This window comes from Microbacterium sp. NPDC090007, from assembly GCF_044748345.1.
In the GTDB taxonomy this organism is placed as follows: domain Bacteria; phylum Actinomycetota; class Actinomycetes; order Actinomycetales; family Microbacteriaceae; genus Microbacterium.
Genome location: NZ_JBIVFV010000004.1, coordinates 91,513 through 116,869 on the forward strand (window position 1 = coordinate 91,513; position 25,357 = coordinate 116,869).

At 71.0% G+C, this 25,357-nt stretch carries 25 protein-coding genes and 1 tRNA gene; 9 read left to right on the forward strand and 17 right to left on the reverse strand.

Features of this window, described 5'->3' with window-relative positions:
• Window positions 1–230: 230 nt before the first annotated feature.
• Together ACIPVB_RS13525 and ACIPVB_RS13530 are read left to right on the forward strand one after the other, a co-directional pair.
• Window positions 231–518 carry a hypothetical protein gene (locus ACIPVB_RS13525; RefSeq protein ID WP_400369560.1) on the forward strand — a complete coding sequence of 96 codons (288 nt, stop codon included), beginning with the start codon at window positions 231–233 and terminating at the stop codon, window positions 516–518.
• Between the two features lie 65 nt (window positions 519–583).
• Window positions 584–1,666 (forward strand): GNAT family N-acetyltransferase, encoded by a 1,083-nt coding sequence (locus ACIPVB_RS13530; protein WP_400369561.1) that lies wholly within the window; start codon window positions 584–586, stop codon window positions 1,664–1,666.
• A gap of 75 nt (window positions 1,667–1,741) precedes the next feature.
• Here the strand turns inward: ACIPVB_RS13530 and mutM are convergent, their stop codons facing one another.
• From mutM to ACIPVB_RS13560, 6 genes are all read right to left on the reverse strand, one after another.
• A complete protein-coding gene (gene mutM, locus ACIPVB_RS13535; protein WP_400369563.1) occupies window positions 1,742–2,632 on the reverse strand; it encodes a bifunctional DNA-formamidopyrimidine glycosylase/DNA-(apurinic or apyrimidinic site) lyase in 891 nt (296 codons plus the stop codon).
• On the reverse strand, window positions 2,625–3,317 hold the full coding sequence (gene rnc / locus ACIPVB_RS13540) for a ribonuclease III (RefSeq protein WP_400369564.1): 693 nt from the start codon (window positions 3,315–3,317) through the stop codon (window positions 2,625–2,627). Before rnc ends, mutM begins: the two co-directional genes overlap by 8 nt.
• Window positions 3,318–3,325: 8 nt before the next feature.
• The gene (rpmF, locus tag ACIPVB_RS13545; protein ID WP_019179169.1) at window positions 3,326–3,535 is read right to left on the reverse strand and encodes a 50S ribosomal protein L32; all 210 of its coding nucleotides are present in this window, start codon (window positions 3,533–3,535) and stop codon (window positions 3,326–3,328) included.
• 2 nt (window positions 3,536–3,537) lie between these two features.
• Window positions 3,538–4,032: a YceD family protein gene (locus ACIPVB_RS13550; RefSeq protein ID WP_400369866.1), complete on the reverse strand. Its 495-nt coding sequence runs from the start codon at window positions 4,030–4,032 to the stop codon at window positions 3,538–3,540.
• A gap of 133 nt (window positions 4,033–4,165) precedes the next feature.
• Window positions 4,166–4,663 carry a pantetheine-phosphate adenylyltransferase gene (gene coaD, locus ACIPVB_RS13555; RefSeq protein ID WP_400369565.1) on the reverse strand — a complete coding sequence of 166 codons (498 nt, stop codon included), beginning with the start codon at window positions 4,661–4,663 and terminating at the stop codon, window positions 4,166–4,168.
• A 41-nt stretch (window positions 4,664–4,704) separates the two neighbouring features.
• Complete coding sequence (locus ACIPVB_RS13560) at window positions 4,705–6,891, reverse strand: ATP-dependent DNA helicase RecG (protein ID WP_400369566.1); 2,187 nt, start codon at window positions 6,889–6,891, stop codon at window positions 4,705–4,707.
• 88 nt (window positions 6,892–6,979) lie between these two features.
• Here ACIPVB_RS13560 and rsmD point away from each other — a divergent pair, with 88 nt between their 5' ends.
• Entirely contained in the window at window positions 6,980–7,552 is a 573-nt protein-coding gene (rsmD, locus tag ACIPVB_RS13565) for a 16S rRNA (guanine(966)-N(2))-methyltransferase RsmD (RefSeq protein WP_400369568.1), read from the forward strand.
• Window positions 7,553–7,558: 6 nt separating this feature from the next.
• Here rsmD and thiL read toward each other — a convergent pair whose 3' ends face one another.
• Entirely contained in the window at window positions 7,559–8,551 is a 993-nt protein-coding gene (thiL, locus tag ACIPVB_RS13570; RefSeq protein ID WP_400369569.1) for a thiamine-phosphate kinase, read from the reverse strand.
• Between the two features lie 25 nt (window positions 8,552–8,576).
• Between thiL and ACIPVB_RS13575 the strand changes: the two genes are divergently transcribed.
• A complete protein-coding gene (locus ACIPVB_RS13575) occupies window positions 8,577–9,068 on the forward strand; it encodes a DUF3515 family protein (RefSeq protein ID WP_400369570.1) in 492 nt (163 codons plus the stop codon).
• 495 nt (window positions 9,069–9,563) lie between these two features.
• Here ACIPVB_RS13575 and ACIPVB_RS13580 read toward each other — a convergent pair whose 3' ends face one another.
• The 6 genes from ACIPVB_RS13580 to leuC all read right to left on the reverse strand — a co-directional run bounded on the left by ACIPVB_RS13580 (window position 9,564) and on the right by leuC (window position 15,996).
• Complete coding sequence (locus tag ACIPVB_RS13580; RefSeq protein WP_400369572.1) at window positions 9,564–10,649, reverse strand: D-alanine--D-alanine ligase family protein; 1,086 nt, start codon at window positions 10,647–10,649, stop codon at window positions 9,564–9,566.
• Window positions 10,549–11,691 carry an NAD(P)H-dependent glycerol-3-phosphate dehydrogenase gene (locus ACIPVB_RS13585; protein ID WP_400369573.1) on the reverse strand — a complete coding sequence of 381 codons (1,143 nt, stop codon included), beginning with the start codon at window positions 11,689–11,691 and terminating at the stop codon, window positions 10,549–10,551. Before ACIPVB_RS13585 ends, ACIPVB_RS13580 begins: the two co-directional genes overlap by 101 nt.
• The gene (locus ACIPVB_RS13590) at window positions 11,681–12,421 is read right to left on the reverse strand and encodes a lysophospholipid acyltransferase family protein (protein WP_400369575.1); all 741 of its coding nucleotides are present in this window, start codon (window positions 12,419–12,421) and stop codon (window positions 11,681–11,683) included. Before ACIPVB_RS13590 ends, ACIPVB_RS13585 begins: the two co-directional genes overlap by 11 nt.
• A 4-nt stretch (window positions 12,422–12,425) precedes the next feature.
• On the reverse strand, window positions 12,426–13,799 hold the full coding sequence (gene murA / locus ACIPVB_RS13595; protein WP_400369576.1) for a UDP-N-acetylglucosamine 1-carboxyvinyltransferase: 1,374 nt from the start codon (window positions 13,797–13,799) through the stop codon (window positions 12,426–12,428).
• A gap of 63 nt (window positions 13,800–13,862) precedes the next feature.
• On the reverse strand, window positions 13,863–14,483 hold the full coding sequence (gene leuD / locus ACIPVB_RS13600) for a 3-isopropylmalate dehydratase small subunit (RefSeq protein ID WP_400369577.1): 621 nt from the start codon (window positions 14,481–14,483) through the stop codon (window positions 13,863–13,865).
• A gap of 1 nt (window position 14,484) precedes the next feature.
• Window positions 14,485–15,996: a 3-isopropylmalate dehydratase large subunit gene (leuC, locus tag ACIPVB_RS13605; protein ID WP_400369579.1), complete on the reverse strand. Its 1,512-nt coding sequence runs from the start codon at window positions 15,994–15,996 to the stop codon at window positions 14,485–14,487.
• Between the two features lie 275 nt (window positions 15,997–16,271).
• On the opposite strand from leuC, the gene ACIPVB_RS13610 reads away from it, so the two are divergent.
• Both ACIPVB_RS13610 and ACIPVB_RS13615 read left to right on the forward strand, forming a co-directional pair.
• Window positions 16,272–17,582 carry an O-acetylhomoserine aminocarboxypropyltransferase/cysteine synthase family protein gene (locus tag ACIPVB_RS13610; protein ID WP_400369580.1) on the forward strand — a complete coding sequence of 437 codons (1,311 nt, stop codon included), beginning with the start codon at window positions 16,272–16,274 and terminating at the stop codon, window positions 17,580–17,582.
• Window positions 17,579–18,892 (forward strand): LLM class flavin-dependent oxidoreductase, encoded by a 1,314-nt coding sequence (locus tag ACIPVB_RS13615; RefSeq protein ID WP_400369581.1) that lies wholly within the window; start codon window positions 17,579–17,581, stop codon window positions 18,890–18,892. The genes ACIPVB_RS13610 and ACIPVB_RS13615 overlap by 4 nt, the downstream gene beginning before the upstream one ends.
• A 55-nt stretch (window positions 18,893–18,947) precedes the next feature.
• On the opposite strand, the gene ACIPVB_RS13620 is transcribed toward ACIPVB_RS13615, so the two are convergent.
• A complete protein-coding gene (locus tag ACIPVB_RS13620; RefSeq protein WP_400369582.1) occupies window positions 18,948–20,009 on the reverse strand; it encodes a TerC family protein in 1,062 nt (353 codons plus the stop codon).
• Between the two features lie 171 nt (window positions 20,010–20,180).
• Here ACIPVB_RS13620 and ACIPVB_RS13625 point away from each other — a divergent pair, with 171 nt between their 5' ends.
• Both ACIPVB_RS13625 and ACIPVB_RS13630 read left to right on the forward strand, forming a co-directional pair.
• Window positions 20,181–20,735 carry an RNA polymerase sigma factor gene (locus ACIPVB_RS13625; RefSeq protein WP_400369583.1) on the forward strand — a complete coding sequence of 185 codons (555 nt, stop codon included), beginning with the start codon at window positions 20,181–20,183 and terminating at the stop codon, window positions 20,733–20,735.
• The gene (locus ACIPVB_RS13630) at window positions 20,732–21,787 is read left to right on the forward strand and encodes a DUF4349 domain-containing protein (protein WP_400369584.1); all 1,056 of its coding nucleotides are present in this window, start codon (window positions 20,732–20,734) and stop codon (window positions 21,785–21,787) included. The genes ACIPVB_RS13625 and ACIPVB_RS13630 overlap by 4 nt, the downstream gene beginning before the upstream one ends.
• Before the next feature lie 97 nt (window positions 21,788–21,884).
• Here the strand turns inward: ACIPVB_RS13630 and ACIPVB_RS13635 are convergent.
• Window positions 21,885–21,960 (reverse strand) — tRNA-Glu (locus ACIPVB_RS13635).
• A 187-nt stretch (window positions 21,961–22,147) separates the two neighbouring features.
• Between ACIPVB_RS13635 and ACIPVB_RS13640 the strand changes: the two genes are divergently transcribed.
• Complete coding sequence (locus ACIPVB_RS13640) at window positions 22,148–22,786, forward strand: MBL fold metallo-hydrolase (protein ID WP_400369586.1); 639 nt, start codon at window positions 22,148–22,150, stop codon at window positions 22,784–22,786.
• Between the two features lie 203 nt (window positions 22,787–22,989).
• Here ACIPVB_RS13640 and ACIPVB_RS13645 read toward each other — a convergent pair whose 3' ends face one another.
• Both ACIPVB_RS13645 and ACIPVB_RS13650 read right to left on the reverse strand, forming a co-directional pair.
• Window positions 22,990–23,259: an HPr family phosphocarrier protein gene (locus tag ACIPVB_RS13645; RefSeq protein ID WP_108319101.1), complete on the reverse strand. Its 270-nt coding sequence runs from the start codon at window positions 23,257–23,259 to the stop codon at window positions 22,990–22,992.
• A gap of 27 nt (window positions 23,260–23,286) precedes the next feature.
• Window positions 23,287–25,353, reverse strand: coding sequence for a fructose-specific PTS transporter subunit EIIC (locus ACIPVB_RS13650; protein ID WP_400369587.1), 2,067 nt, complete (start codon window positions 25,351–25,353; stop codon window positions 23,287–23,289).
• Window positions 25,354–25,357 lie beyond the last annotated feature (4 nt).

The window sequence follows — 25,357 nt, forward strand, 5'->3', positions numbered from 1 at the left end:
ATCACCGGCTTCACCGCCACCGGCTTCATCGCCGTGCCCGTGCTCTCCGCACCCGTCACCGGAGTGACCACCGCCGTCGGCATGCCCCTCCGTCAGGGCTGACCGGTCGCGTCGAGACGCCTCGCGTCTCCGCCTCCCGTCGAGCGTTCGTTCGCTCGCCCGGACCGTCACGGTCCTCCACGCGCTCGTCGCGTCATCCATTCGTCTTCTCTTCCTCACGGAGCCTCCGCATGAACGCCCTGTTCACGCGCGCGCCGCAGCACGCCTCGGCCGCGCCTTCCACCCCTCCCGCCCCTTCGACCGTCACGTTCGACACGACCGCCTACCGCCCGCTGGGCCTGCTGGACCGGCTGTCGCTGCGCGTCGGGCTGTGGCTGCTCGCCCGCCACGCCGATCGCGCCCGGGCACTCGACCATCGGACCGTCGCGGGGTACCGCGCGCACGAGGCGCGGGTCGAACGCGAGCGGCGCGAACGCGCGTGGCAGAGCGCCGCCGCGTTCAGCCGCCCGCCCCTCTGATCGGTGGGGCCGATCTCGAGTCGGCCCCACCGGCATCCTCTCTTCTTCGACACGAAAGCACCGGCATGACCTCCCTTCCACCCGGCGTCGAACTGCGCCGCCTGCACGTCCCCACCCGCATCGACGATCCGGATGCCGCGGACTTCGGCGAGATGGTGCGCGTGCGCAACCTCGTCTACCGCGAGATCTCGGGTCACGACGACCACGCGATGACGCCCGCAGAACTGCTGCCGTCCTATCAGCCACGTCGCGAGATGGAGCGCTTCTCGTGGATCGTCGTCGATGACGGCACGGTCGTCGGCCGGGTGGGGCTCGACCTCCCCCAAGAAGAGGATGCACGCACCGGCTTCTGGTTGATCGAGCTGCGCCGCTCAGCCTGGGGACGTGGCATCGGCCGCGCCGCCTTCGCCGAGATCGAACGCGTCGCCCGCGCCCACGAGCGCCCGGTTCTGCAGTCGTGGGCCGAGCACCCGGCCGCGGAGGGCGACCGCATCGACGCGCCCACCGGCTTCGGGTCGGTGCCGCGCGATCACGCGGCGCGGTTCCTTCTGGCCTCCGGGTGCACGCTCGAGCAGATCGTTCGCGTCAGCGCGCTCGATCTTGCCGGCATCCGCCCGCACCTCCGAGAGCTGCTCGCCGAGGCCGAGGCTCAGGCGGCGGGCTACCGCATCATCCAGTGGACGCTCCCGACGCCCGAGGAGTTCGTCGATGCGTTCGCCTCGATGAAGGCGCGCATGGTCACCGACGCTCCCTCGGCCGGTCTGGTATTCGACGAAGAGGCGTGGGATGCCGCGCGCCTGCGCCGCTACGAAGCGGACTACCTCGACGCGGGGCGTCACATGCTCGTCACCGCCGCGCAGAACGTCGACTCCGGTGAACTGGCGGCGTTCAACGAACTGGTCATCGGCACGGACCGTTCGAGGGCGACCAGTCAGGAGGACACCCTCGTGGTGGCCGCCCATCGCGGTCACCGCCTGGGCATGCTCGTCAAGTGCGCGGGACTTCTCGCCTGGCACGACATCGCCCCGGACTCTCCCCGCGTGATCACGTACAACGCCGAGGAGAACCGTCCCATGCTGTCGATCAACGAAGCGATCGGGTTCGCCCCGATCTCGTACGAGGGGGCGTGGAAGAAGGTGCTCGCCTGACCGTGTGAGTCGCCGGTGAGTGCCGCCGCGGACCCGCCTCGAGCGACGATCCGCGGCGACCCACGCGGGGGGACGTCAACGCCGCTTCTGACAGTGCGGGCAGAAATGGCTCGAGCGGTTCATGAACGACACCCGCACGATCGGGCGACCGCACCGCGGGCACGGCTGACCGGTGCGACCGTAGGCGTTGAGCGAGTGCGCGAAGTACCCCGCCTGCCCGTTGACGTTGACGTACTGCGCGTCGAAGCTCGTGCCGCCCTCGGCCAGCGCCTTCTCGAGCACCGCCCGCACCTCGGCCAGCAGACGGTTGACGGCCCGGGTCGGCAGGGCGGAGCCGGCGGTCTCGGGGTGGATGCGCGCCGCCCACAGCGACTCGTCGGCGTAGATGTTGCCGATGCCGCTGGCGACGGTCTGGTCCAGCAGCACGCGCTTGATCCCCGACGACGTCCGCGCGACCCGTGCGCGGAAGCGGCCCTCGTCGAACGCCGGGTCGAGGGGGTCCCGCGCGATGTGCGCGACCTGCGAGGGCACCCGGGCGAGAGTGGAACCCCGACCGCCGGCGGCCTGATCGGGGGTGTCGACGAGGGGATCGATCGCGAGCGAGCCGAAAGTGCGCTGGTCGGCGAAGACGACCGACAGTGACCCGTGTACCGGGTGCTCCAGCTCGACGCGGATGCGTTCGTGCCGTTCCTCGGGCGCCCCGGGGGTACGCAGCAGCATCTGACCGCTCATGCCCAGATGGGTCACGATGGCCTCCTCGTCGGAGACCGGCATCCACAGGAATTTGCCACGGCGCGCGGCAGCCGCGATGCGCCGACCCGTGAGCTCGGCTTCGAAGTGCGCCGCTCCCCCGGCGTGGCGGGTGAGAGCGCGCTCGTCGCGCACGTCCACGGACGTGATGAGCGCACCCGTCACGGCGGGCTCGAGGCCGGCACGGACGACCTCGACCTCGGGGAGCTCAGGCACGCGCGTCGAGCTCGCGCCAGGCCGTGAGCGCGGCGGCCATCTCGGCCTGCTTCTTGCTCGAGCCCGGACCGGTCGTCACGACGTCACCGACCGTCACCGTCGCGACGAAACGACGGTCGTGATCGGGGCCGGTCGACTCGACGCGGTAGACGGGCGCGGAGAGCCCGAGCCGAGCGGCGATCTCCTGCAGGCTCGTCTTGGGATCCATTGCGGCGCCGTAGCGCTCGGGGTCGGCGAGCAGGGGCTCGACCAACCGCAGCACCATCCGCGTCGCCGCATCGGGCCCGGCCGAGAGGTAGGTCGCGCCGATGAGGGCTTCCATGGTGTCGGCGAGGATCGAGTCCTTGTCGCGACCACCCGTGAGGATCTCACCGCGCCCGAGACGGACGTACTCGCCGAGGCCGATGGTGCGTGCCACCTCCGCGAGGGCCACGGTCGACACCACGCTCGCGCGGCGCTTGGCGAGACTGCCCTCGTCGAGGTCGGGGTGCCCGGTGAACAACCGTACGGTGACGGCCTGCCCCAGCACCGAATCGCCCAGGAACTCCAGACGCTCGTTGTGCGGGACCGCGCCGTTCTCGTAAGCGAAGGAGCGGTGCGTCAGGGCCAGCGAAAGAAGCTCGGGGTCGATGTCGACCCCGAGCTTCTCGGTGAGCGCCTGGCGCTCGGTGGTGTTTCGCGTCACGTCACCGATCAGACGTCGGCGACCTTGCGGCCCTTGTACTCGAGGAAGAGCTCGGTGCCCTGCGAGTCGGTGACGACCTTCGCCTGGTGGGGGCGGCTGTAGACGACCTTGCCGTTCTCGATGGTCTTGACCAGCGTGGGGGCCTCGGCCTTCCACTGCGCGCGGCGCGAGCGGGTGTTCGAGCGGGAGACCTTCCGCTTCGGGGGGTTACCTGCCATGACTAGCTCTTCTCTGTCTTGGGGGCGGCGCGGAGCGCATCGCCGTCGTCTGGGGTGTACTGCTGGAGCGCAGCCCATCGAGGATCAACGGACGTCTGCTCCGATTCGCCGGGGCTTTCCGTCAGCCTCTCGCCCGTGTTCGGGTCGAGCCCGGGGCAATCCGGCTGACACACCGGCTGGAACGGAAGCGACAGGACGATGGCGTCCCGGACCAGGTTTTCAAGATCCACGTGGTCGTCTTGAACGCCGAAGTCACTCGCTTCGTCCCCAGGATACGTGAAAAGTTCCTGGAACTCGACTTCGACAGGCTCGGTGATGTCGATCAGGCAGCGTCCGCACACTCCGGTGGCCGTGGTGTCGACCGTGCCCGAGACGAGGATTCCCTCGTGCACGGACTCCAGGCGCACGTCGAGCTCGAGGATCTCGCCCTCGGGGATGGCCACGAGCCCCTCGCCCCACTTCTCGGGCGTGGGCAGATCGAGGCTGTGCTCGCGCATCTCCCCCGGGTGGCGCTCGATGTCGCGCACGGGGAGTTGGAAAGGTCCGGGTCGGTGGGTTCTCACGGTCGACAATGCTACCCGCGCGCCCCTGGACCGGGGCCGGGCGCCGCGACCGCGCGAGGACGGCGGGTCAGAGGCCCCGGGCCCCCGTGTCGAGGAAACGCGATACCGCCGGCGGCACGTAAGGCGAGACATCGCCCCCCAGCCCCGCCACCTGACGCACGAGCGAGCTCGAGACGAGGGCGTGCGCGGGATCGGGGAGCAGGAAGACCGTCTCGACGTGCGCGAGGTCGCGGTTCACGATCGCCATGGGCGTCTCGTAGGCGACGTCGACCTGCGAGCGGATGCCCTTGACCAGGACCCGTGCGCCCACGTCCGTGGCGTAGTCGACGAGCAGACCCATGCTCCACGCGGCGACGATCACGTCGCCCTCGATGCCGGCATCCTGGATCGACTGCTCCAGCAGGCTCTGCCGCTGGGCGATCGGCAGCATCGCCTCTTTGCCCGGGTTGTGCACGACCAGCACGTGCAGCTGGTCGAACAGCCCGGCGGCGCGACGGATGACGTCGAGATGGCCGAAGGTGGGCGGGTCGAACGAGCCGGGGACGACGGCGATCCGGGGGTCCATGCCGTCAGCCTACCGACGCCCTCGCACGCCCGGCCCGCCCGTCACGACTTCGCCAGCGCCGCGCGCTCCTCGACTCCGACCCGTCGCTCGAGGGCCGCGGCGAGGGCGGGGTGCCGCGACAACGCCGGATCGTCGGCCAGCAGCCTCTCGCTCTCGGCCCGCGCCTCGGTGATGAGCGCGGCGTCGGTGACCACGCGCAGCAGGCGCAGGGACGACCGCGCGCCGGACTGCGCCCCGCCGAGCACGTCGCCTTCTCCGCGCAGGTCGAGGTCGATCTCGGCGAGGGCGAAGCCGTCGAGGGTGGAGGCCACGGCTTCGACTCGCGAGCGGGCCGACGTGCCGGGCGCCGCCTCGGTGACCAGCAGGCACAGTCCGGGCAGCCCGCCGCGTCCCACGCGTCCGCGCAGCTGGTGCAGCTGCGACACCCCGAAGCGGTCCGCCTCCAGGATGACCATGGTCGAGGCGTTGGGCACGTCGACGCCGACCTCGATCACCGTCGTGGCGACCAGGACGTCGATGTCGCCGCGCGCGAAGGCCTGCATGACGGCATCTTTCTCGTCCGAGGGCATCTTGCCGTGCAGGATCTGCACGCGGATGTCGCGGAACGACGGCAGGTTCGACAGCAGCGCATCGACCTGCACCACGCCCCAGCGGGTGCGGTTGCCCTCGCCCGCGGCGGGCTCGGGGGCGTCGGGCGCGTCGGCGGGCTCGTCGCTCTTGCCGTCGGCGGCGAGCTGGTCGGAGTCGATCGCCGGACACACCACGAACGCCTGGCGTCCCAGCGCGACCTCTTCGGCCACGCGGTCCCATACGCGCGCGAACCACCCCGGCTTCTCGGCCAGCGGGGCGACGAAGGATTGGATGCCGGCGCGCCCGGCCGGCATGGTGCGGATCGTCGACACGTCGAGATCCCCGAACACCGTCATCGCGACCGTTCGCGGAATGGGCGTCGCCGTGAGGACGAGGGTGTGGGGCGCCTCGCCCTTGGAGCGCAGGGCGTCGCGCTGGTCCACACCGAACCGGTGCTGCTCGTCCACCACGACGAACCCCAGGTCGGCGAAGGTCGTGCTCGCGCTGAGCAGGGCGTGCGTGCCCACGACGATGCGCGCCTGGCCGGATGCCACGCGCAGGGCCGCGCGGCGCCGCTCGGCCGCGGGCATCTGCCCGGTCAACAGCGTCGGCATCAGCTCGGGGGCGAGCTCGGGGCCGAGCATCCGCGCGATCGATCGCAGGTGCTGACCGGCGAGGACCTCGGTGGGGGCGATGAGCGCGGACTGCCCGCCGGATTCGGCGACCTGCAGCATGGCGCGAAGGGCCACGAGGGTCTTGCCCGAACCCACCTCGCCCTGGACGAGCCTGCTCATCGGCCAGTCCCCCACCAGGTCGGCGGCCAGCTGCGCGCCCACGCTCTGCTGGTCGGGGGTGAGTTCGAACGGCAGGATCGCGTCGAAGCGCTCGAGCAGACCGCCCGCAGCGGCGGGGCGCGTACGGGCCGAGAGCGCCCGGACGAACTGGCGCTGCTGCAGCAGAGCGGTCTGCAGCACGAATGCCTCGTGCATGCGCAGGGTCTCGACCGCCGGCGGGATGTCGTCGTCGTGGGCGGGACGGTGGATGTTCTCGAGCGCCTGCCGGGCGGAGAGAAGGCCCCGCCGCTGCCGAAGGTCGTCGGGGAGGGGGTCATCGACCTCGCCCAGGCTGTCGAGCACCAACGAGATCGTCTTCTGGACGAGCGTGCTCGGCACGCTGCTGGTCGCGGGATAGATGGGGATCGGTCGCTTGGCGGTGATCTCGGCCTCGGCCATCGCCTCGGCCATGTCGTCGAACAGCTCGTAGTCGGGGTTGGTCAACTGGGTCTGGCGCCGGTACTCGCCGACCTTGCCCGAGAAGATGCCGCGTCGACCGGGGGTGAGGTCTTTGAGCCGCCACGGCTGATTGAAGAAGGTCAGCGACATGCGCCCGTCGCCGTCGCTGATGACGACCTCGAGCAGAGAGCCGCGCCGATTCTGCATGCGCCGCTCGCTGGCGCTCACCACCTCGGCCACGATCGTGACGGGCTCGCCCAACGGGAGCGAGGCGATGGGGGTGAGCTCGCCCCGCCGCGCGTAGCGACGCGGGTAGTGCTCGAGCAGCTCGCCGACCGTCGTGACACCGAAGGCCTTGTCGAACGCGGTCGCGGTCTTGCCGCCGATGGCACCGTCGAGCCGCGAGGCGAGCGAGAGACCGGGCATGATCCGAGTCTAGGCAGGGGCCCCGACAACGCCGGCCGCACCCGCAGAGACCGCGGCCACGACCGGTGGCCCGCCCTAGGCTGGGGAGGTGACCCGCATCATCTCGGGCCGCGCCGGCGGCACGGTCCTCGACGTCCCCCCGAAGGGCACCCGCCCCACGAGCGATCGCGTGCGCGAGTCGCTGTTCGGCGCGCTCGAGGCCGCGGGGCTCATCGACGATGCCCGTGTCGCCGACCTCTACGCCGGGTCCGGCGCCCTGGCCCTCGAGAGCCTGAGCCGCGGCGCGGCCTCGGCCGACCTGGTCGAGCTCTCTCCGACGGCCGCGACGCTGATCAAGAAGAACGCCGACCGCGTGCGTGCCGCCGGGGTGAAGGCCCCCGCGCGCGTGCACCGCGCGCACGTCACGCCGTACCTCATGGCATCCGCCCAGGTGTGGGATCTGGTGTTCCTGGACCCGCCGTACGACGTCTCGGACGACGACCTGACCCGGGCGCTCGTCGCCCTCGCCCCGCGGCTCAGCCCCGACGCCGTGGTGATCGTCGAGCGGTCGTCGCGTTCCGCGGCCCCCGCCTGGGCGTCCGCCGGTCTCGAGCCCGAGCGCGACCGCGCCTACGGCGACACGACCCTGTGGTGGGGACGTCCGCTCCTCGCCGCCGGCTGACCGACGTCAGCCCCGCCCGGCATCCCAATCGCGATAGGGGTCCCAGCCGCCGGGTCCGTCCCAGGGGCGACCGTCGACGGTCACCGCCTCGGACGCGCGCTCCACGATCGTTCCCACCCGCCGGCCGAGCGGTGCGGCATCCGCGGGGAAGGTCACGAGGAAGCCGTGGTCCTCTCCCCCGTCCAACGCGCGGGCGGGTTCGTCGCCCAGGGTCGCCGCGTCCAAGGCGACCGTGACGCCCGAGGCGTCGGCGAGGCGGGTCGCGTCCAGCACGAGGCCGTCGGACAGGTCCATCATGGCCGTCGCCCCGGATGACGCGGCCCGTATCGCCTCGGCGAGCGGAGGTCGCGGCGTCAACTGACGCGACAGGGCGCGGGCCTCGCCCGGGGGCAGCGCCGCGCGCGCCTCGGGCGTGAGCACGAGGGGGGCGCCCGTGGCATCCGTGAACCGCTCGAAGAGCAGGGCGAGGCCGCGCGCCGCCTCGCCGAGCTCGCCGATGACGTACACGCCGTCGCCGACGCGGGCCCCTGATCGACGAACGGGATCGCGGCCGTCGAGACTGCCGAGGGCCGTGACGGCGATCGTCAGGGTGTCCGACACCGTCAGGTCGCCGCCCTCGACGGCGCATCCCGGTGCGAGCTCCGCACACGCGGCGCCGAGACCGTCCGCGAAGCCGCGGACGAAGGACACCGGCGTCTTATCGGGCATCGCGAGGGCCACCAGCAGGGCGATCGGCCGGGCGCCCATCGCCGCCACGTCGGCGAGGTTGACCGCGGCCGCCTTGAACCCGAGGTCGAACGGCGACGACCACGCCAATCGGAAGTCGGGGCCGTGCACGAGCGTGTCGGTCGTGGCGACCACCCGGCCGTCCGGAACGGAGAGCACGGCGGCGTCGTCACCCGGTCCCACCGGGGCCGTCGACGGCGGAAGGCGGTCCAGGATGCCGCGCAGGATCTGCCCCTCGGACAGCTCCCCCACGGTGGTCTCGGCGTCTGTCACCCTCCCACGCTATTAGCCTGGAGGGGTGTCCCGCTCCTTCCGCCCCCTCGCGCTGATCGCCGCCCTCGCCCTTCTGCCGGGCCTCGCCGCGTGCAGCACGACGGTCGCGATGCAGCCCGCCGAGGACGCGAACGACCCGGCGTGCGCCGAGGTGATCTCGCGCCTGCCCGACTCGATCTCGGGGCTGGTCCGCCGCTGGACCGACGCCCAGTCCACTGGCGCCTGGGGGGACCCGGCCGCCATTCTGTTGACCTGCGGGCTCGAGACCCCGGGGCCCTCGACGCTGCCCTGCCGTTCGTTCGACGGCGTGGACTGGCTGGTCGACGAGTCGCAGGCGGCCGACAACCGCTACACGCTCACGACGTTCGGTCGCAGCCCGGCCCTGCAGATCTTCCTGGACTACGAGTCCGCGAGCAGCGCCGACGTCGCGCAGGCCATCGGCCCCCTCGTGCGCGACTACCTGCCCGCGACGGGGTCGGTCTGCACCTCGGCCGCCGACGCGACGCCCGCCCCCTGATCCCACGGCCCGGCGCCTCTGCTCCGCGGCGCTTCTGTTCCGGGCGTCGTCAACACCCCGTCCGCCGCCGCCGCCGTGCACAACGGCGGGCGCCAAGCGCGACACGCCGGCCGAACGACCCCACCGCACGGCGCGTTGCACGAAATCCCCGCCGTTGTGCACACCCCGCCGCGGCGGGAGCCTCCGCGACGCACGGGCCGCCGCGGTCGACCACCGCCCGTGCACAACGGCGGGCGCCGAGCGCAACACGCCGGCCGAACGACCCCACCGCCCGCCGCGCCGCACAAACCCCCGCCGTTGTGCACACCCCGCCGCGGCGGAGACCTCCGCGACGCACGGGTCGCCGCGGTCAACCATCGCCCGTGCACAACGGCGGGCGCCGAGCGCGACACGCCGGGCGAACGACCCCACCGCGCGGAGCGCCGAGCAAAAACCCCGCCGTTGTGCACACACCCACCGCGGCCGGCCGGAGCACGCGGCTCCCGGCGACCGGGGTCACCCCTTGTCGAGCGCCGCCTCCAGCAGATCGCTGATCAGGTCGGGGTAGGACAGCCCCGAGGCGATCCAGCACGTGGGGAACATCGAGATCGGCGTGAAACCGGGCATGGTGTTGACCTCGTTCACGTAGAACTCGGCACCGGTGTAGAAGAAGTCCACCCGCGCGAGACCCTCGCCTCCGATGGCCTCGAACGCCTGCGCGGCGATGCGCTGCATCTCGGCGAGCTCACCGTCGCCGAGGTCGGCGGGGCAGACGAGCTCCACCCCGGGGGCGTCGAGGTACTTCGCCTCGAAGTCGTAGAAGTCCCGGCCCGTCACGACGATCTCACCGGCGACGCTCACTCGGATCGGCCCCCCGTCCCGACCGGGCAGCACCCCGCACTCCACCTCGCGGCCGACGATCGCCTTCTCGACGAGCGCCAGGGCGTCCTCGGCGAAGGCGGTGTCGAGAGCGGCATCCAGATCCTCCCAGCGCGAGACCTTCGTCACGCCCACGCTGGATCCGGCCTCGTTCGGCTTGACGAACACCGGCAGGTCGAGCGCGCGGATGCGGCGCTCCCACAGGGCGCGATCGCGATCGAGGTCGGCGCGGGTCACGGCGACCCACGGCACGACCGGCACGTTCGCCGAGCGCAGCACGCGCTTGGTGACGTTCTTGTTCATGCCGATCGCCGACATGAGCACTCCGCCGCCGGCGTACGGGATGCCGAGCAGCTCGAGCAGGCCCTGCACGGTGCCGTCCTCGCCGAAGCGGCCGTGCAGGATGGGCAGCACGACGTCGACGTGCCCGAGGGAGCGTTCGCCCTCGGCATCCGTCACCGTCCATTCGCGCGAGAGCGTCGAATCGGGCAGACGCACGCGCGTGCCGTTGTCGACCACCTCAGGCAGCGCCTCCGGGCGCAGCGCGAACTTGTCGGGGTCGTCGTCCTCGAGGACGAAGGCGCCGTCGCGGGTGATGCCGACCGGGATCACCCGGTAGCGGTCACGGTCGATCGCGCGAAGGACCCCGCCCGCCGTGGCGGAACTGATCGAGTGCTCGCTGGAGCGCCCGCCGAAGAGCACCACCACCACCGGTCTGGTCATTCTGCGTCCTCTCGCCCTGCGGCTGGTCGTCGTCGGTCGTCAGGTGGGGCGCGATGTCGCGCGGATCCATGGTGCCGTCGAGCACCATCTTCACCTGTTGCACGATGGGCATGTCGACGCCGACCTGCTTCGCGAGCTGAAGGACCGGGGCGACGGATGCCAACCCCTCGGCCGTCTGGTTCATCTGTGCGACCACGTCTTGGAAGCCGTACCCCTGCCCCAGCAGGCGCCCGGCGGTGTTGTTGCGGCTGAGCGGCGACTGGCACGTGGCGATGAGATCGCCGAGGCCCGCGAGCCCCTGCAGGGTCTCGGGCTGCGCGCCCTGCGCCACGGCGAAGTCGGTCATCTCGACCAGACCCCGGGTGATGATCGAGGCCTTGGTGTTCTCGCCGTATCCGACCCCGTCGACGATCCCGATCGCGACGGCGATGAGGTTCTTCAGCACCCCGCCGAACTCGGTGCCGATGACGTCGGTGTTCACGAACGAGCGGAAGTACGTGTTGCGCGCGCGCCGGGCCACCGCCTCGGCGGTCTCGGGGCTGAGCGAGCTGATCACGGCGGCCGTGGGCTGTTCGCGGGCGATCTCGAGGGCGAGGTTCGGACCGGATGCCACGGCGATGCGCGCCGGATCGCACTCGAGCACCTGCTCGATGACCTGGCTCATGCGCAGCCCGGTCGACTTCTCGACGCCCTTCATGAGCGACACCAGCGGAACGTCGGTGTCTTCGACGTGGGGCCGGATCGCCGCGAGGTTCTCGCGCAGCGACTGACTGGGCACCGAGAGGTAGATCTGCTCCGCGCCGCGCAGCGCCTCGGCGAGGTCGGTCGTCGCGGTCATCGACCGCGGCAGGTTGACACCGGGCAGGTAGCGGCTGTTGCGCTTGGACTCGGTGATCTCGGCGGCGAGCTCGGGCCGGCGGGCCCACATGACCACGCTCGCTCCCCCGTCGGCGAGGATCTTGCCGAAGGTCGTGCCCCAGCTGCCGGCGCCGACGACCGCGACCTTCGGTCCCGGGACGGGCGCGGCGTTCTTACGACTCAAGGCGGCCCGTCTCGTTCTGCCCGTGCTGCGACGGGTTCCAGCGCTGTGCGGGAGCCGGCAGGCCCCGGATGCTGGACAGCATCGCCGTGATCCGGTTCATCATCGCGTCGGTCGCCCTCGTCAGTGTCGCGGGCTGCGTCGGCGCGTCCGCGTAGGCGGTCATGTCCATCGGTTCGCCGATCTCGACGATCACGTGCGCGCGCCGGGGGAACCGGAGCTTGCCGTAGCGCGGCAGGATCTGCTGCACACCCCACTGCGCCATCGGAATGAGCGGAAGGCCACCGGCGAGGGCGAGCCGCACGGCTCCGGTCTTGCCGCGCATCGGCCAGAGGTCGGGATCGCGCGTCAGCGTGCCCTCGGCATAGACGATCACGCCGCGACCGTCGCGGGCGATCTGCTCGGCCGCTTTCATCGACTGGTTCGCGCTCGTCGAGCTGCGCGGCACCGGCACCATTCCCGTCGCCTTCAGCGCGGCGCCCAGGACGGGCACCGCGAACAGGCTCTCCTTCGCCATGAACCGCGGGGCGCGGCCCAGCCGCCACACGGCGACCGCGACGATCACCGGGTCGAACTCCGAGTTGTGGTTGGGGGCGAGGACGTACGCCCCCTCGCGCGGGAGGTTCTCGGCGCCGCGGATCTCGATGCGTGCGAAGAGTCCCGTCACGGGCACGATGATCGCCGCGAGCGGCCAGAAGGCGCTCGGCCGGCTCTTCTCAGGCGAAGCGGCCACGGGCTCAGCCGACGACGTCGAAGTCGGCGTCGACGGCCGTGAGCTTCTCGAGGAACTTCTCGTAGCCACGACGGATGATGCCGATGTTGCGCACCGTCGACTCGCCCTCGGCGGCGAGGGCCGCGATGACGTAGCTGTAGCCGCCGCGCAGGTCGGGGACCTCGACGTCGGCGCCGCGCAGCGGCGTCGGACCGTTGATGACGGCCGCCTGCTCGAGATCGCGACGCGGCACGCGGCGATCGGCGCTGTCGAGGCCCTTCGGGTGCACGACGATGTCGGCGCCCATCTTGTTCAGCGCCGCGGTGAAGCCGAGCCGGTTCTCGTAGACCGTCTCGTGCACCGTCGAGGTGCCGGGGGCCTGCGTCAGCGCTACGATGAGGGGCTGCTGCCAGTCGGTCATGAATCCGGGGTGGACGTCGGTCTCGACCATGACGGGCTTGAGCGCGTCACCGCGACGGAACAGGATGCCGTCCTCGCGCACGTCGAACCACCCGCCGGCCTTGCGGAAGACGTTGAGGAAGGTCAACATGTCCTGCTGGCGCGCGCCCTTGGCGAAGATCTCGCCGTCGGTGGCCAGAGCGGCGCAGGCCCACGACGCGGCCTCGTTGCGGTCGAAGATCGCGCGGTGATCGTAGCCGACGAGCCGGTCGACGCCCTCGATGAAGATCACGCGGTTGGGCTCGTAGGAGATGATCGCGCCCATCTTCTGCAGGACGGCGATGAGGTCCATGATCTCGGGCTCGATCGCGGCGTTGCGCAGCTCGGTGACGCCCTTCGCGCGCACCGCGGTGAGCAGGACCTGCTCGGTCGCACCGACGCTGGGGTACGGCAGCGTGATGTTCGCGCCGTGCAGCCCGTTCGGCGCGGTGATGCGGATGCCCTCGTAGCTCTTGTCGACGACCGCGCCGAAGGCGCGCAGGGCGTCCATGTGGAAGTTGATCGGACGGTCGCCGATGCGGCATCCACCGAGATCGGGGATCAGCGCCTCACCGAGCAGGTGCAGCAGCGGGCCGCAGAACAGGATCGGGATGCGGGAGGCACCCGCGTGCGCGTCGATCTCTTCGAAGTGCGCGGCGACGGCGCCCGAGGGGTCGAGGTGGAACGTGCCCTCCTCGTCGCCCTCGGTCACCGTGACGCCGTGCACCTCGAGCAGCGACCGCACGACCTTGACATCGCTGATCATGGGGACGTCGCGCAGCGTGCTCGTGGTCTCGCCCAGCAGGGCCGCCACCATCGCCTTGGTCACGAGGTTCTTCGCGCCCTTCACCTCGACGGTGCCGCGCAGGGGCCGCCCGCCGCGGATGGTGAGGGTCTCGGCCGCCTCCCAGTCCGGCTGTCCGGGGTTCTGGTCTCCGGAATCGGTGACGAGTGTGCTCATAGGGGGGTGGACCTCACTTCGTGGACGAGGGGCGGCAGAACGACCCGATCGGGTCGATCGGGCTCAGCGGACCGGGAGGGTCCGCGGCCGCCATGCCTCGCGGCGCGCCTCGAACCGCGTGATCTTGTCTTCGTCACGCAGCGTGAGCCCGATGTCGTCGAGCCCTTCGAGAAGCCGCCACCTAGTGTAATCGTCGATCTCGAACGACACCTGGAGGTGGGGCCCCGAGCCTGTCGCGCAATCGCCGACCGTGGCGGTCTTGGCGCCGAGGTCGACGGTCATCGCGATGCCGGGGTTCGCCTCGAGGATCGCCCAGATCTGCTCGACCTCGTCTTCGCTGATGACGCCCGTGACCAGGCCTTGCTTGCCGGCATTACCGCGGAAGATGTCGGCGAACTTCGGGCTCAGCACGACCCGGAAGCCGTAGTCGCGCAGCGCCCACACGGCGTGCTCACGGCTGGAACCCGTTCCGAAGTCGGGACCGGCCACCAGGACGGATGCCGAGCGGTAGGCGTCCTGGTTCAGGATGAAGTCCGGGTCCTGGCGCCAGTTGGCGAAGAGGGCGTCGTCGAAGCCCGTCTTGGTGACGCGCTTGAGGTAGACCGCGGGGATGATCTGGTCGGTGTCCACGGCCGATCGCTTCAGCGGGGCGGCGACACCGGTGTGCGTGGTGAACGTGTCCATGTCAGGCCTCCGCCCCGGTCGAAACGGCCTCGGTCCCCGAGCCCGCCGGGGCGGCCCCGTCGTCCGTCGGCGGCTCGAGGTCCGACGGACTCGACAGCGTTCCCCGCACGGCCGTCGCGGCCGCCACCAGCGGGGACACCAGGTGGGTGCGACCGCCCTTGCCCTGGCGCCCCTCGAAGTTGCGGTTCGAGGTCGAGGCGCAGCGCTCCCCGGGGGCCAACTGATCGGGGTTCATGCCGAGGCACATCGAGCATCCGGCGAAGCGCCACTCGGCGCCGAAGGCCTCGAACACCTTGTCCAGCCCCTCGGCCTCGGCCTCGAGGCGCACGCGCGCCGAGCCGGGAACGACCATCACGCGGACGTTCTCGGCCTTGGTGCGGCCCCGGATGACGCCCGCGAAGGCGCGCAGGTCTTCGATGCGGCTGTTAGTGCATGAGCCCATGAACACGGCATCCACCGGGATGTCCTTCATCGGGGTGCCCGCCGCCAGGTCCATGTACTCCAGTGCACGCTCGGCGGCCGCCCGCTCGTTCGGATCGACGATGTCGGCAGGGGTCGGCACGACGTCGCTCAGCGACACGCCCTGCCCGGGGTTGGTGCCCCAGGTGACGAAGGGCTCGAGCTCGGCGGCATCCAGGAACACCTCGGCGTCGTAGACGGCGCCCTCGTCGCTGGGCAGCGTGCGCCAGTACGCGACCGCCTCGTCCCAGTCCCGCCCCTGCGGGGCGTGGGGCTTGTCCTTGACGTAGGCGAACGTGGTCTCGTCGGGTGCGATCATGCCCGCGCGCGCGCCGGCTTCGATCGACATGTTGCACATCGTCATGCGCCCCTCCATCGAGAGGGAGCGGATGGCGCTGCCGCGGAACTCGAGCACGTAGCCCTGACCGCCGTTCGCGCCGATCTTGGCGATGATCGCGAGGATGATGTCCTTCGCGGTGACACCGGGCCGCAACTCGCCCTCGACGGTGATCGCCATGGTCTTGAAGGGCTTGAGCGGCAGCGTCTGCGTCGCGAGCACGTGCTCGACCTCGCTGGTGCCGATGCCGAACGCCATCGCGCCGAAGGCGCCGTGGGTGGACGTGTGCGAATCGCCGCACACGACCGTGATGCCGGGCATGGTCAGTCCGAGCTGAGGACCGACGACGTGGACGATGCCCTGTTCCTTGTCGCCGAGCGAGTGGATGCGCACCCCGAACTCGTCGGCGTTGCGGCGCAGCGTCTCGATCTGCGTCCGGCTGGTCAGATCCGCGATCGGCTTGTCGATGTTCAGCGTCGGGGTGTTGTGGTCCTCGGTCGCGATCGTCAGGTCGAGGCGGCGCACGGGACGACCCTCGCCGCGCAGACCGTCGAACGCCTGGGGGCTGGTCACCTCGTGCACGAGGTGCAGGTCGATGTAGATGAGGTCGGGCTGTCCGTTCTCGCCCTTGACCACGAGGTGGTCGTCCCAGACCTTCTCGGCCAGGGTGCGCGGGCGATCCGGAATATGGATGCCGTCGATCGATGGGGTGCTCATGTCTGGCGTTTCTCCTCGGAAGGGGTGTGGGCCCGCGACGAACTCCGCGACGAGAAAGGCCTAGAACAAGGTCTCGTCGCGGCCGCTAAGGAGGAGGCGAGCGATCCGCACCCGGTCACGATACCACCGGGTGCGACGGGGCTCCTCGCGTAACACGGCGCCGCACGTTTCGTCGCCCGGACGGCGCGCGTGCGAGTCTGTCCCGACCCGAACACCTCTCTCGGAACCGGACCCACCGCACGGATCCGTCCGACACCGCAGGAAGGAGCGCGCCCATGACCGCAGGCGACGACACCGGATTCTCGACCCGTCAGGTCCACGCCGGCTCCGCGACCTCGCCGGCGACGCCACGCGCCACCCCCATCTACCTGACGGCCGGCTTCACCTTCAGCGACCTCGACGAGTCGGCCGCGCACTTCGGCACCGGCGCCGGCTTCGGTTACAGCCGCACCGGCAACCCGACGGTCCACGCCGTCGAAGAACGTCTCGCCTCGCTCGAGGGCGGCGATCAGGCGGTCCTGGTCTCGAGCGGACAGGCGGCCGTCACGGTCGCCCTCCTTGCCCTCGCGGGAGCGGGCGACCACGTCGTCGTGTCGGAACACATCTACGAGGGCACCCGGGGCCTGCTGCTCGACAACCTGGCGCGTCTGGGGATCGAGACGACCTTCGTCGACGTCTCGGACCATGCCGCCGTCCGCGCCGCGATCACCCCGCGGACCAAGGCCCTCTTCGCCGAGACCCTCTCCAACGCCCGCAACGACGTCCTCGACGTCGCGGCCGTCGCGGGCATCGGCGCGGAACGCGGAATCCCCCTCGTCGTCGACAGCACCTTCACGACCCCCTACCTGCTGCGCCCTCTCGAGCACGGCGCGGCGATCGTGGTGCACTCGGCGAGCAAATTCCTCGCCGGGCAGGGCGCGGTGCTGGGCGGCGTCATCGTCGACGACGGACGCTTCGACGCGGCGGCATCCGGTCACCTGTTCCCCCACCTCGTGCAGGCCGACCGGCTCGGCGGCGCCAGCTTCGCCGAGAAGCACGGGCGCCGGGCGCGCGGCGCCTACATCCGCGAGAGCGTGGCCCCGCGGTTCGGCCCTTCCCCGTCGCCGTTGAACGCGTTCCTGATCGGCCAGGGCATCGAGACGCTGAGCCTGCGCGTCGAGCGGCAGTCGCAGAACGCGCTCGCCGTCGCGACGTGGCTCGAGCAGCGACCCGAGGTCGAACGCGTCGACTACGTCGGCCTGCCCTCGCACCCCCACCACGAGCTGGGCGGGCGGTACCTGCACGGCGGCAGCGGTTCGGTGTTCACGCTCACCCTGCGCGGGGGGCTCGAGGCCGCCCGCCACGTCGTGCAGTCGGTGCGGCTGATCACCCACATGACGCACCTGGGCGACGTGCGCTCCCTGGTCCTGCACCCCCAGAGCACCTCGCACGCGGCGCGGTCGGTCCCCGAGCGCGAGCACGCGGGTGTGTTCCCCGGCACCATCCGCCTGTCGATCGGGATCGAGGACGTCGCCGACATCCTCGCCGATCTCGAGCAGGCCCTCGTGGGCGTGCCCGTCGCCGAGCGCGAGACGGTCGTCCTGTGAGCCGGCTGCAGCACTTCGGCTGGTTCCTCGCGCGCGGTTTCGGCCCGCACGGCTGGGGGCATCCGTACCTGCGGTGGAACCACCGCTGGACCGAGCCCGGGCTCTACCAGGACTCCGCCCGCACCCTCGAACAGGCGGGCTTCGACCTGCTGATCATCGAGGACGCCCCCTCGCTCGGCAGCGCCGAGACGATCGACCTGCGGGTGCGGCACGCCTTCGGCGGGCCCAAGCACGATCCCCTGCTGCTCGCCCCCTACCTGTTCGGTGCCACGCGACACCTCGGCGTGGTGCCCACCGTCAACCCCGCGGCGTACCTGCCCTACACGGCGGCCCGGCAGTTCGCGACGCTCCAGCACCTCAGCGGTCATCGCCTGGGCCTGAACGTCGTCACCGACACCGGCAGCGCCCGCCATTTCTCGGCCGCGCCGCAGCTCGGGCACGACGCGGCGTACGACCGCGCAGAGGAGTGGCTCGACGGCATCCGTCAGCTCTGGCGCAGCTGGGGAGAGGGAGCGCTCGTCGCCGACGAGGAATCGGGGGTCTATGCCGACGGGACCAAACTGGATGCCGCCCGCCACCGCGGCGAGTACTTCGGGTTCGACGGGCCCCTGAACGCTCTTCCGTTCACCGACGGCGAGCCGGCGATCGTCTCACCCGGAGGGTCGGGGCGCGGCCTGGCGTTCGCCGGGCACAACTCCGACGTGCAGCTGGCGCTCGCGTCCCTGGACGAGCAGAGCATCCGCGCCTATCGCGGGCGCATCCACGCCGCCGCGGAAGCGGCGGGTCGGGCGGCCGACGACATCAAGATCCTCTTCGCGATCCAGCCCGTCCTCGTCTCGTCGTCCGAAGAAGCGGACCGCCTGGTAGCGGCATCCGCGAATCCCGCCGACGACGCGCTGGTGGCCATCGCCCGCAAGCAGTCGAGCGATCTCGAGACCGACCTGACCGGTCTCGACCTCGACAGGCCGCTGGACCGGTCGATCTTCGGCGAGCACGTGTCCGAGGGCAGCATCCGCCGTCTGATCGGCGCGCACGACGCCGACGCACCGCTGCGGACGCTGCTCGCCGCGCACGCGCGCCTCGGGCGTCTGAACGACGGCTCCGGGTTCGTCGGCACCGCCGACGAATTCGCCGACCGTATCGACGAGCTCGGCGAATGGGGCAACGACGGCGTCCTGCTGTGGGGAGACCTGCATCCGGTCACCGTGCACCGCGTGCTCGACGACCTCGTCCCGATCCTTCGGCGTCGTGGGATCCTGCGCGAGGAATACGTCGACGGCGGTCTGCAGGCGAACCTGCGCGCGTTCTAGGGCGAGGCGGGCGCCCGAGAGGCGCCTCGGCCCGTCGCCGGCGTCTCTCGAGCAATCAGTCGTGTTCGGGGTGCCGCACCGTCGAGGGGGTGCCCTTCTCGTCCGCCACCTCGGCCGCGGCATCCTGCGCTCCTTGGGCAGAGGGCTCGCGGCGCGCCGCCACCAGGCTGGCGATGGTCGCGACCGCCATCGACACCAGGATCACCGCGAGCGACACCCACGTCGAGATCTCGGGCGCCCACTCGATGGGCTCTCCACCGTTGATGAAGGGCAGTTCGTTGACGTGCATGGCGTGCAGGATGAGCTTCACGCCGATGAAGGCGAGGATGAACGCGATGCCGAAGTGCAGGTATTTCAGACGGTCGAGCAGGTCGCCGAGCAGGAAGTACAGCTGTCGAAGTCCCATCAGCGCGAACAGGTTCGCCGTGAAGACGATGAACGGGCTCTGGGTGATCCCGAAGATGGCGGGGATCGAGTCGATCGCGAAGAGCAGGTCGGTGACGCCGATCGCGACGAAGACGATGATCATCGGCGTGAACAGCTTCTTGCCGCCGACCCGGGTGATGACCTTCTTGCCGTCGTACGAGTCGCTCATGGGCAGCACGCGGCGCAGGGTCCGCACGATGAGGTTCTCTTTCTGCGCGTCGCCGTCGTCGTCGCCGGGGAAGGCCTGGCGGATCGCGGTGTAGATCAGGAACAGGCCGAAGAGGTAGAAGATCGGGCTGAAGTTCTCGATGATCGTCGCACCGACGAGGATGAACGCGCCGCGCAGGACGAGCGCGATGATGATGCCCACCATCAACACCTCCTGCTGATAGCGGCGCGGCACGGCGAACTGCCCCATGATCAGCACGAAGACGAAGAGGTTGTCGATCGACAGGCTGTATTCGGTCAGCCAGCCCGCGACGAACTGCCCCGCGACCTCTCCCCCGGCCACGATCCACAGGACGCCCGCGAAGATGAGAGCGAGCGTGACGTAGAACACCACCCAGAGCGTCGACTCCTTCGGCGCGGGGATGTGCGGCCGTTTCAGGATGATCAGCAGATCGGCGATCAGGATGACGACGAGCACCACCAGCGTGATGGTCTGGAAGAGCGGGTCGAGCTGCAGCTCCATCGCGGGGGCCTTTCATCGGGGAAACGCTCGAGTCTATCCGCCGCCCCGGCCCTGCAGCCGGTTGTGCACGTAGTGCTCATTGCGCGACTTTCCCGAGACGATCCGCCGCGCCCGGACACCTCTCAGTGAGAGAGTGCTCGCAGGGCGTGGCCCCTGACCGAACGGATGCCGATGACCGACGACGTGATCGACGACAGGGCGCTGGTCGCGCGCGCCGCCGGCGGCTCCGAGGCGGCGTTCCGGTCGCTCTACCGGGCGTACGCCCGCCCGGTGTTCTGGGTGGCGGTCGGCTTGTTGGGCGACACCGCCGATGCCGAGGACGTCCTGCAGGAGACCTTCGTCGTCGCGTGGCGGAAGATCCCGTCGCTGCGGCTCGAGGGCGATTCGCTGCTGCCGTGGCTGGCCACCGTCTGCCGCCTGCAGGCGCAGAACCGCCTGCGGGCGCGACGACGCCACGGTTCGCACGCGCAGCTCGACGATGCGGTCCCCTCGGTCGTCGACGTCGAGGCGCAGGTTGTGCGGGCCGAGACGGTCGCGGCGATCCTCGCCGCGGTCGATCGGCTGAGCGACCTGGATCGCGAGATCTTCCGGCTGTGCGCGGCGGAGGGATATGGATACGAAGCCGCCGCGGCCTCGCTGGGCGTGTCGCACGGCACGGTGCGCAACCGCCTCTCCCGCATCCGCTCCCGGATGCGCGCCACCGCGATGGAGACGGAGACCCCATGACCACCCCCACCCTTGCCCCGCTCACCGACGACCGGATGGATGCCGTCGAGACCGCCGTCTTCGCCCGGATCGCCGACGAGCGCGAGAGACGCCGCCGGCGCCGGCGCGCCGTGTGGGGCGGCGCGGCCGCTGCGGCCGCCGTGGTGATCGTCGCGGGCGTCGTGGGCCCGGGGTTGACCACCGCCCGAGACGGTGCGTCCAGCACCTCGACCGAGGCCGGCGGCGGCGTGACGGAGCAGTTCGACGGCGGCGTCTCCTCTGGCGATGCGCCGCTGGTCCCCCTCGCTCCGGAGGGCGCCTCCGATTCGCGATCGTCGTCGGGCGCCGCCGACGCCACCGCGACCGCCGGGCGCGACGTCGTGGCCACCGGCTCGAGCTCGGTCGAGGTGGACGACGTACGCACCGCGATCGACGCGGTGAGCGCGGCGGCCGTCACGGCCGGAGGCTACGTCGAGTCGTCGCAGATCGGCGGCGGTCAGGTCGTGATGCCGATCGACGGCGCCGCCGCGCCCGCGATCGGTTCGGGCTTCGTCACGGTCCGCGTGCCGGCCGAGGCTCTCGGGGAGGTCATGGACGGACTCCGCGACATCGGCGAGGTCACCGCGACCAGCGTCACCCGCTCCGACGTCACCCCGCAGACCGTCGACCTGCGTGCGCGGGTCGCGGCGGGCGAGGCGTCGGTGGCCCGACTCACCGAACTGCTCGCGCAGGCGGCATCCGTCGCTGACCTGGTGACGGCCGAGACCGCCCTGGCCGACCGGCAGGCGCAGCTCGACAGCGACCGTCAGGTGCTGCAGAGCATCGAGTCGCAGGTGGCCCTGTCCGCGCTGAGCGTGCAGCTCGTCGAGCGCTCCCCCGCCGTCGCCGCCGATCCGGCGGGCTTCGGCGATGGGCTGTCGGCGGGATGGAACGGGCTCGTGGCGACGCTGAACGGCCTGGTGGTCGGGCTGGGGTTCCTGCTGCCCTGGATCGTCGTGGCGGCGGCCGCGGGCGCGATCGTGTGGGGCGTGCGGCGGGTGGTGCAGCGGCGGCGCGCAGCGCGCGAGGGGTGAGCTGCGGCGGCGGATCCCCTTCACGGGGCGCCCTGCCGCACATCTCGCCGACAACGAAGAAGAGCCCCGACCATCCGGTCGAGGCTCTTCTTCGTGTTGGTGACCCCAGCGGGATTCGAACCCGCGTTACCGCCGTGAGAGGGCGGCGTACTAGGCCGCTATACGATGGGGCCGCGTCGCAACGTGTTCAAGTATGCACCACGAATGACGCGCACGCAAAATCAGGGCCGAGCCACCGATATCCCGGGCGTGTCCGGCCACCGTACCGTGAACGCGCGCCGCGCGGAAGACCCGTTAGGCGATGTTCACCCGACGCGCCACCGCTTGCCGCCGCCGGCGGAGCGGGAGTTGACTCGCTGCATGCGCATCACGAAGCACGAACACGCCGCCCTCGTCGTCGTCGACGCCGGTCACTCCCTCGTCATCGATCCGGGAAGCTTCACCTCTCCCCTCGAGGACCTCGTGGGCCTCGTCGGCGTCGTCATCACCCACGAGCACGCCGACCACTGGACTCCCGAACACCTCACGCGCCTGCAGAAGGCGCACCCCGATGTGCCCGTCTACGGCCCTGAGGGCGTGCGCCACGCCGCCGCCGGGTTCGACGTCACCGTGGTGCACCCGGGTGACCGGCTGGATCTCGGCCCGTTCCATCTCGAGTTCTTCGGGGGCCGGCACGAGGTCATCCACGAGTCGATCCCCGTCGTCGACAACGTCGGCGTCCTGGTCAACGACGCCCTGTACTACCCGGGCGACTCGTACGCGGTCCCCAAGCACAAGAAGGTCGCCCTGCTCGCGGCCCCGGTCGGCGCCCCCTGGCTCAAAATCGGCGAGGCCATCGACTACGTGCTCGCGGTCAAGCCGGAGCGCGTGTTCGCCACGCACGACATGACCCTCTCGGTCGCGGGCAAGCAGATGGGCGACGCGCGCCTGACCTGGGCGGTCGAGCAGAACGGCGGCTCGTTCGTCGACCTCAAGCCGGGCGACTCCGTCGAGGTCTGACCGGGTCACGGGCCGGAGCCGGGCGTGCACAACTCCTGAGAACCGATCCCGAAGCGGTCGTTTCCGACGGCGGACCGGTACGGAGACGGGCGTTGCGCAGGAGTTCGGCCCGGATTCGGTCCGCGCCCGGTCGCACCGCCCGGAGAAACAGTGGATGCCACGAGCCCGAAGGCCCGTGGCATCCACTGTTCTGCGTCGCAGGGTTACTGCGCGTCGAGGTCCGTCTCGAGCAGGGCGACGAGCTCGTCGAGCGCCTGCTCGGCACCCTCACCCTCGGCCTTGAGCGTCACGACCGTGCCGTGGCCGGCTCCGAGTCCCATCAGCGACAGGATGCTGCCGGCGTTCAGGTCGGGACCGCCCTGGGCGGCGATGGTGACGGGCACCTTCTTCTCTTGCACGGCCTGCACGAAGAGCTTCGCGGGGCGGGCGTGCAGTCCCGAGCTGCTGGCGATGGTGGCCTGACGTTCTGCCATGGTGATTCCTTTCGAACCGGAGGGGTCTTAGGCGGCGACGGTCGCGGCGGGAGCCGCCTCGGCGACGGCCGCATCCTTGGTGCTGCGTCCGATGCCCTTGAGAGCAACGACGATGAGCGCCGTCACGACCGTACCCACAATGATCGCCAGCGGAAAACCCCACACCGGGTTGATGGCGAACAACACGAAGATGCCGCCGTGCGGAGCGTAGGACTGCACGCCGATCAGCATGCTCAGTCCACCCGTGATCGCGCCGCCCACCATCGAGGCCGGGATGACGCGCAGCGGGTCGGCTGCGGCGAACGGGATCGCACCTTCCGAGATGAACGAGGCGCCCAGCAGCCAGGCGGCGGCGCCGTTCTCGCGCTCGACCGGGGTGAACTTGCCGCGGGCGAGGATCGTCGAGGCGAGAGCCATGGCGAGCGGGGGGACCATACCGGCGGCCATGACCGCGGCCATGATCATGTAGGGCGTGGTGTTGGTCTGGGTCGCGGCGGCCAAGCCCGTGGTGGCGAAGACGTAGGCGACCTTGTTGACGGGCCCGCCGAGGTCGAAGCACATCATCAGACCGAGGATGACACCGAGCACGATCGCGCCGGCGCCGCTGGCGGCGAGACCGGTGAGACCCTCGGTGAGCGCGGCCATGAGCGATGCGATCGGGCGTCCGAGGAACAGGATCATCAGACCCGAGGCGAAGATCGACCCCAGGAACGGCACGATCACGACCGGCATGAGGCCGCGCAGCCAGCGGGGGGCGTCGAAACGGCCGAGCCACCAGGCGATGAACCCGGCGAGCAGACCGCCGATGATGCCGCCGATGAAGCCCGCGTTCATCAGGACCGCGACGGCACCGGCGACGAAACCGGGGGCGATGCCCGGGCGATCGGCGATCGCGTAGGCGATGAAGCCGGCGAGCACGGCGACGATGAAGCCCATCGACGTCGCGCCGATCATGAACGCGACCGAGCCGAGGTACTGACCCAACGGGCCGAAGGACGACGTGATGTCCTCGGTGGGAAGGTCCCACAGCGAGTTCTGGATGATGACGTTCGCGGCGTTCGCCGTGACCTCGTAGCCGCCGAGCAGGAAGCCCAGGGCGATCAGCAGACCGCCACCGGCGACGAAGGGGATCATGTAGCTGACACCGGTGAGCAGCCACCGCTGGATGCGGCGTCCCACCGACTGCTGCGCGACGGGGGCGTCGGAGGCGGATGCCGCGCCGGCACCGCCCTGCACCCGGGCCGCGTTCGGGTTCTCGGCGGCGGCCAGGGCCTCGGCGATGAGCTGCTTCGGCTGCTCGATGCCGCGCTTGACCCCTGCGCGGACGACGGGCTTGCCGGCGAAGCGCTGGGGTTCGCGCACGTCGACGTCGACGGCGAAGATCACGGCGTCGGCGTCGTCGATGACGCTCTGCGGCAGGGCCTTGTACCCGCTCGAGCCCTGCGGCTCGACGATCAGCTCGACGCCGTCGGTCTCGGCGCCGGCGGCGGTCAGGGCGTCGGCGGCCATGAAGGTGTGGGCGATGCCGGTGGCGCACGCGGTCACGGCGACGATCTTCTTCGTCGCGGTGGTCGTGGTGGAACGGGCCTCGGCGCGCGTGGCGGCGGCGGGGGCCGCAGCGGCGGCGACCGACGGCTCGGCGGCCGGGGTGATGGCATCCGTGATGAGGCGCACGGCCTCGGTCTCGGACGAGGCACGGCGGAGGCCGCCGGTGAAGTCGTCCTTCATGAGGCTGCGGGCCAGCTGCGACAGCACCGACAGATGGGCCTCGTCGGCGCCCTCGGGCGCGGCGATGAGGAACACGATGTCGGCGGGCCCGTCGGGGGCGCCGAAGTCGACGCCCGGGGTGAGGCGGGCGAAGGCGAGGGTGGGCTCGGTGACCGACGCGCTGCGCGCGTGCGGGATGCCGATGCCGCCGGGCAGGCCGGTCTCGTCCTTCTGCTCGCGGGCCCACGCGTCGTCGAAGAGCTCCTGTGCGCTTCGGGCGCGGCCTTGCGCGACGACGCGCTCGGCGAGGGCGCGGATCACCGACTGCTTGTCGGTGCCCAGGGGCACGTCGAGGGTGACGAGCTCCGGAGTGATGATGTCGGACATTGTC

Coding starts and splice junctions, on each gene's coding strand:
- leuC (WP_400369579.1), bottom strand. CDS start 15,996: ATGAGCACCCCATCGATCGACGGCATCCATATTCCGGATCGCCCGCGC.
- ACIPVB_RS13625 (WP_400369583.1), top strand. CDS start 20,181: ATGACCGACGACGTGATCGACGACAGGGCGCTGGTCGCGCGCGCCGCC.
- ACIPVB_RS13530 (WP_400369561.1), top strand. CDS start 584: ATGACCTCCCTTCCACCCGGCGTCGAACTGCGCCGCCTGCACGTCCCC.
- ACIPVB_RS13645 (WP_108319101.1), bottom strand. CDS start 23,259: ATGGCAGAACGTCAGGCCACCATCGCCAGCAGCTCGGGACTGCACGCC.
- murA (WP_400369576.1), bottom strand. CDS start 13,799: ATGAGCACACTCGTCACCGATTCCGGAGACCAGAACCCCGGACAGCCG.
- ACIPVB_RS13560 (WP_400369566.1), bottom strand. CDS start 6,891: ATGCCCGGTCTCTCGCTCGCCTCGCGGCTCGACGGTGCCATCGGCGGC.
- ACIPVB_RS13620 (WP_400369582.1), bottom strand. CDS start 20,009: ATGGAGCTGCAGCTCGACCCGCTCTTCCAGACCATCACGCTGGTGGTG.
- coaD (WP_400369565.1), bottom strand. CDS start 4,663: ATGGACCCCCGGATCGCCGTCGTCCCCGGCTCGTTCGACCCGCCCACC.
- ACIPVB_RS13650 (WP_400369587.1), bottom strand. CDS start 25,353: ATGTCCGACATCATCACTCCGGAGCTCGTCACCCTCGACGTGCCCCTG.
- rpmF (WP_019179169.1), bottom strand. CDS start 3,535: ATGGCAGGTAACCCCCCGAAGCGGAAGGTCTCCCGCTCGAACACCCGC.
- ACIPVB_RS13640 (WP_400369586.1), top strand. CDS start 22,148: ATGCGCATCACGAAGCACGAACACGCCGCCCTCGTCGTCGTCGACGCC.
- ACIPVB_RS13550 (WP_400369866.1), bottom strand. CDS start 4,032: ATGCGCGAGCACAGCCTCGATCTGCCCACGCCCGAGAAGTGGGGCGAG.
- leuD (WP_400369577.1), bottom strand. CDS start 14,483: ATGGACACGTTCACCACGCACACCGGTGTCGCCGCCCCGCTGAAGCGA.
- ACIPVB_RS13525 (WP_400369560.1), top strand. CDS start 231: ATGAACGCCCTGTTCACGCGCGCGCCGCAGCACGCCTCGGCCGCGCCT.
- ACIPVB_RS13580 (WP_400369572.1), bottom strand. CDS start 10,649: ATGACCAGACCGGTGGTGGTGGTGCTCTTCGGCGGGCGCTCCAGCGAG.
- ACIPVB_RS13630 (WP_400369584.1), top strand. CDS start 20,732: ATGACCACCCCCACCCTTGCCCCGCTCACCGACGACCGGATGGATGCC.
- ACIPVB_RS13610 (WP_400369580.1), top strand. CDS start 16,272: ATGACCGCAGGCGACGACACCGGATTCTCGACCCGTCAGGTCCACGCC.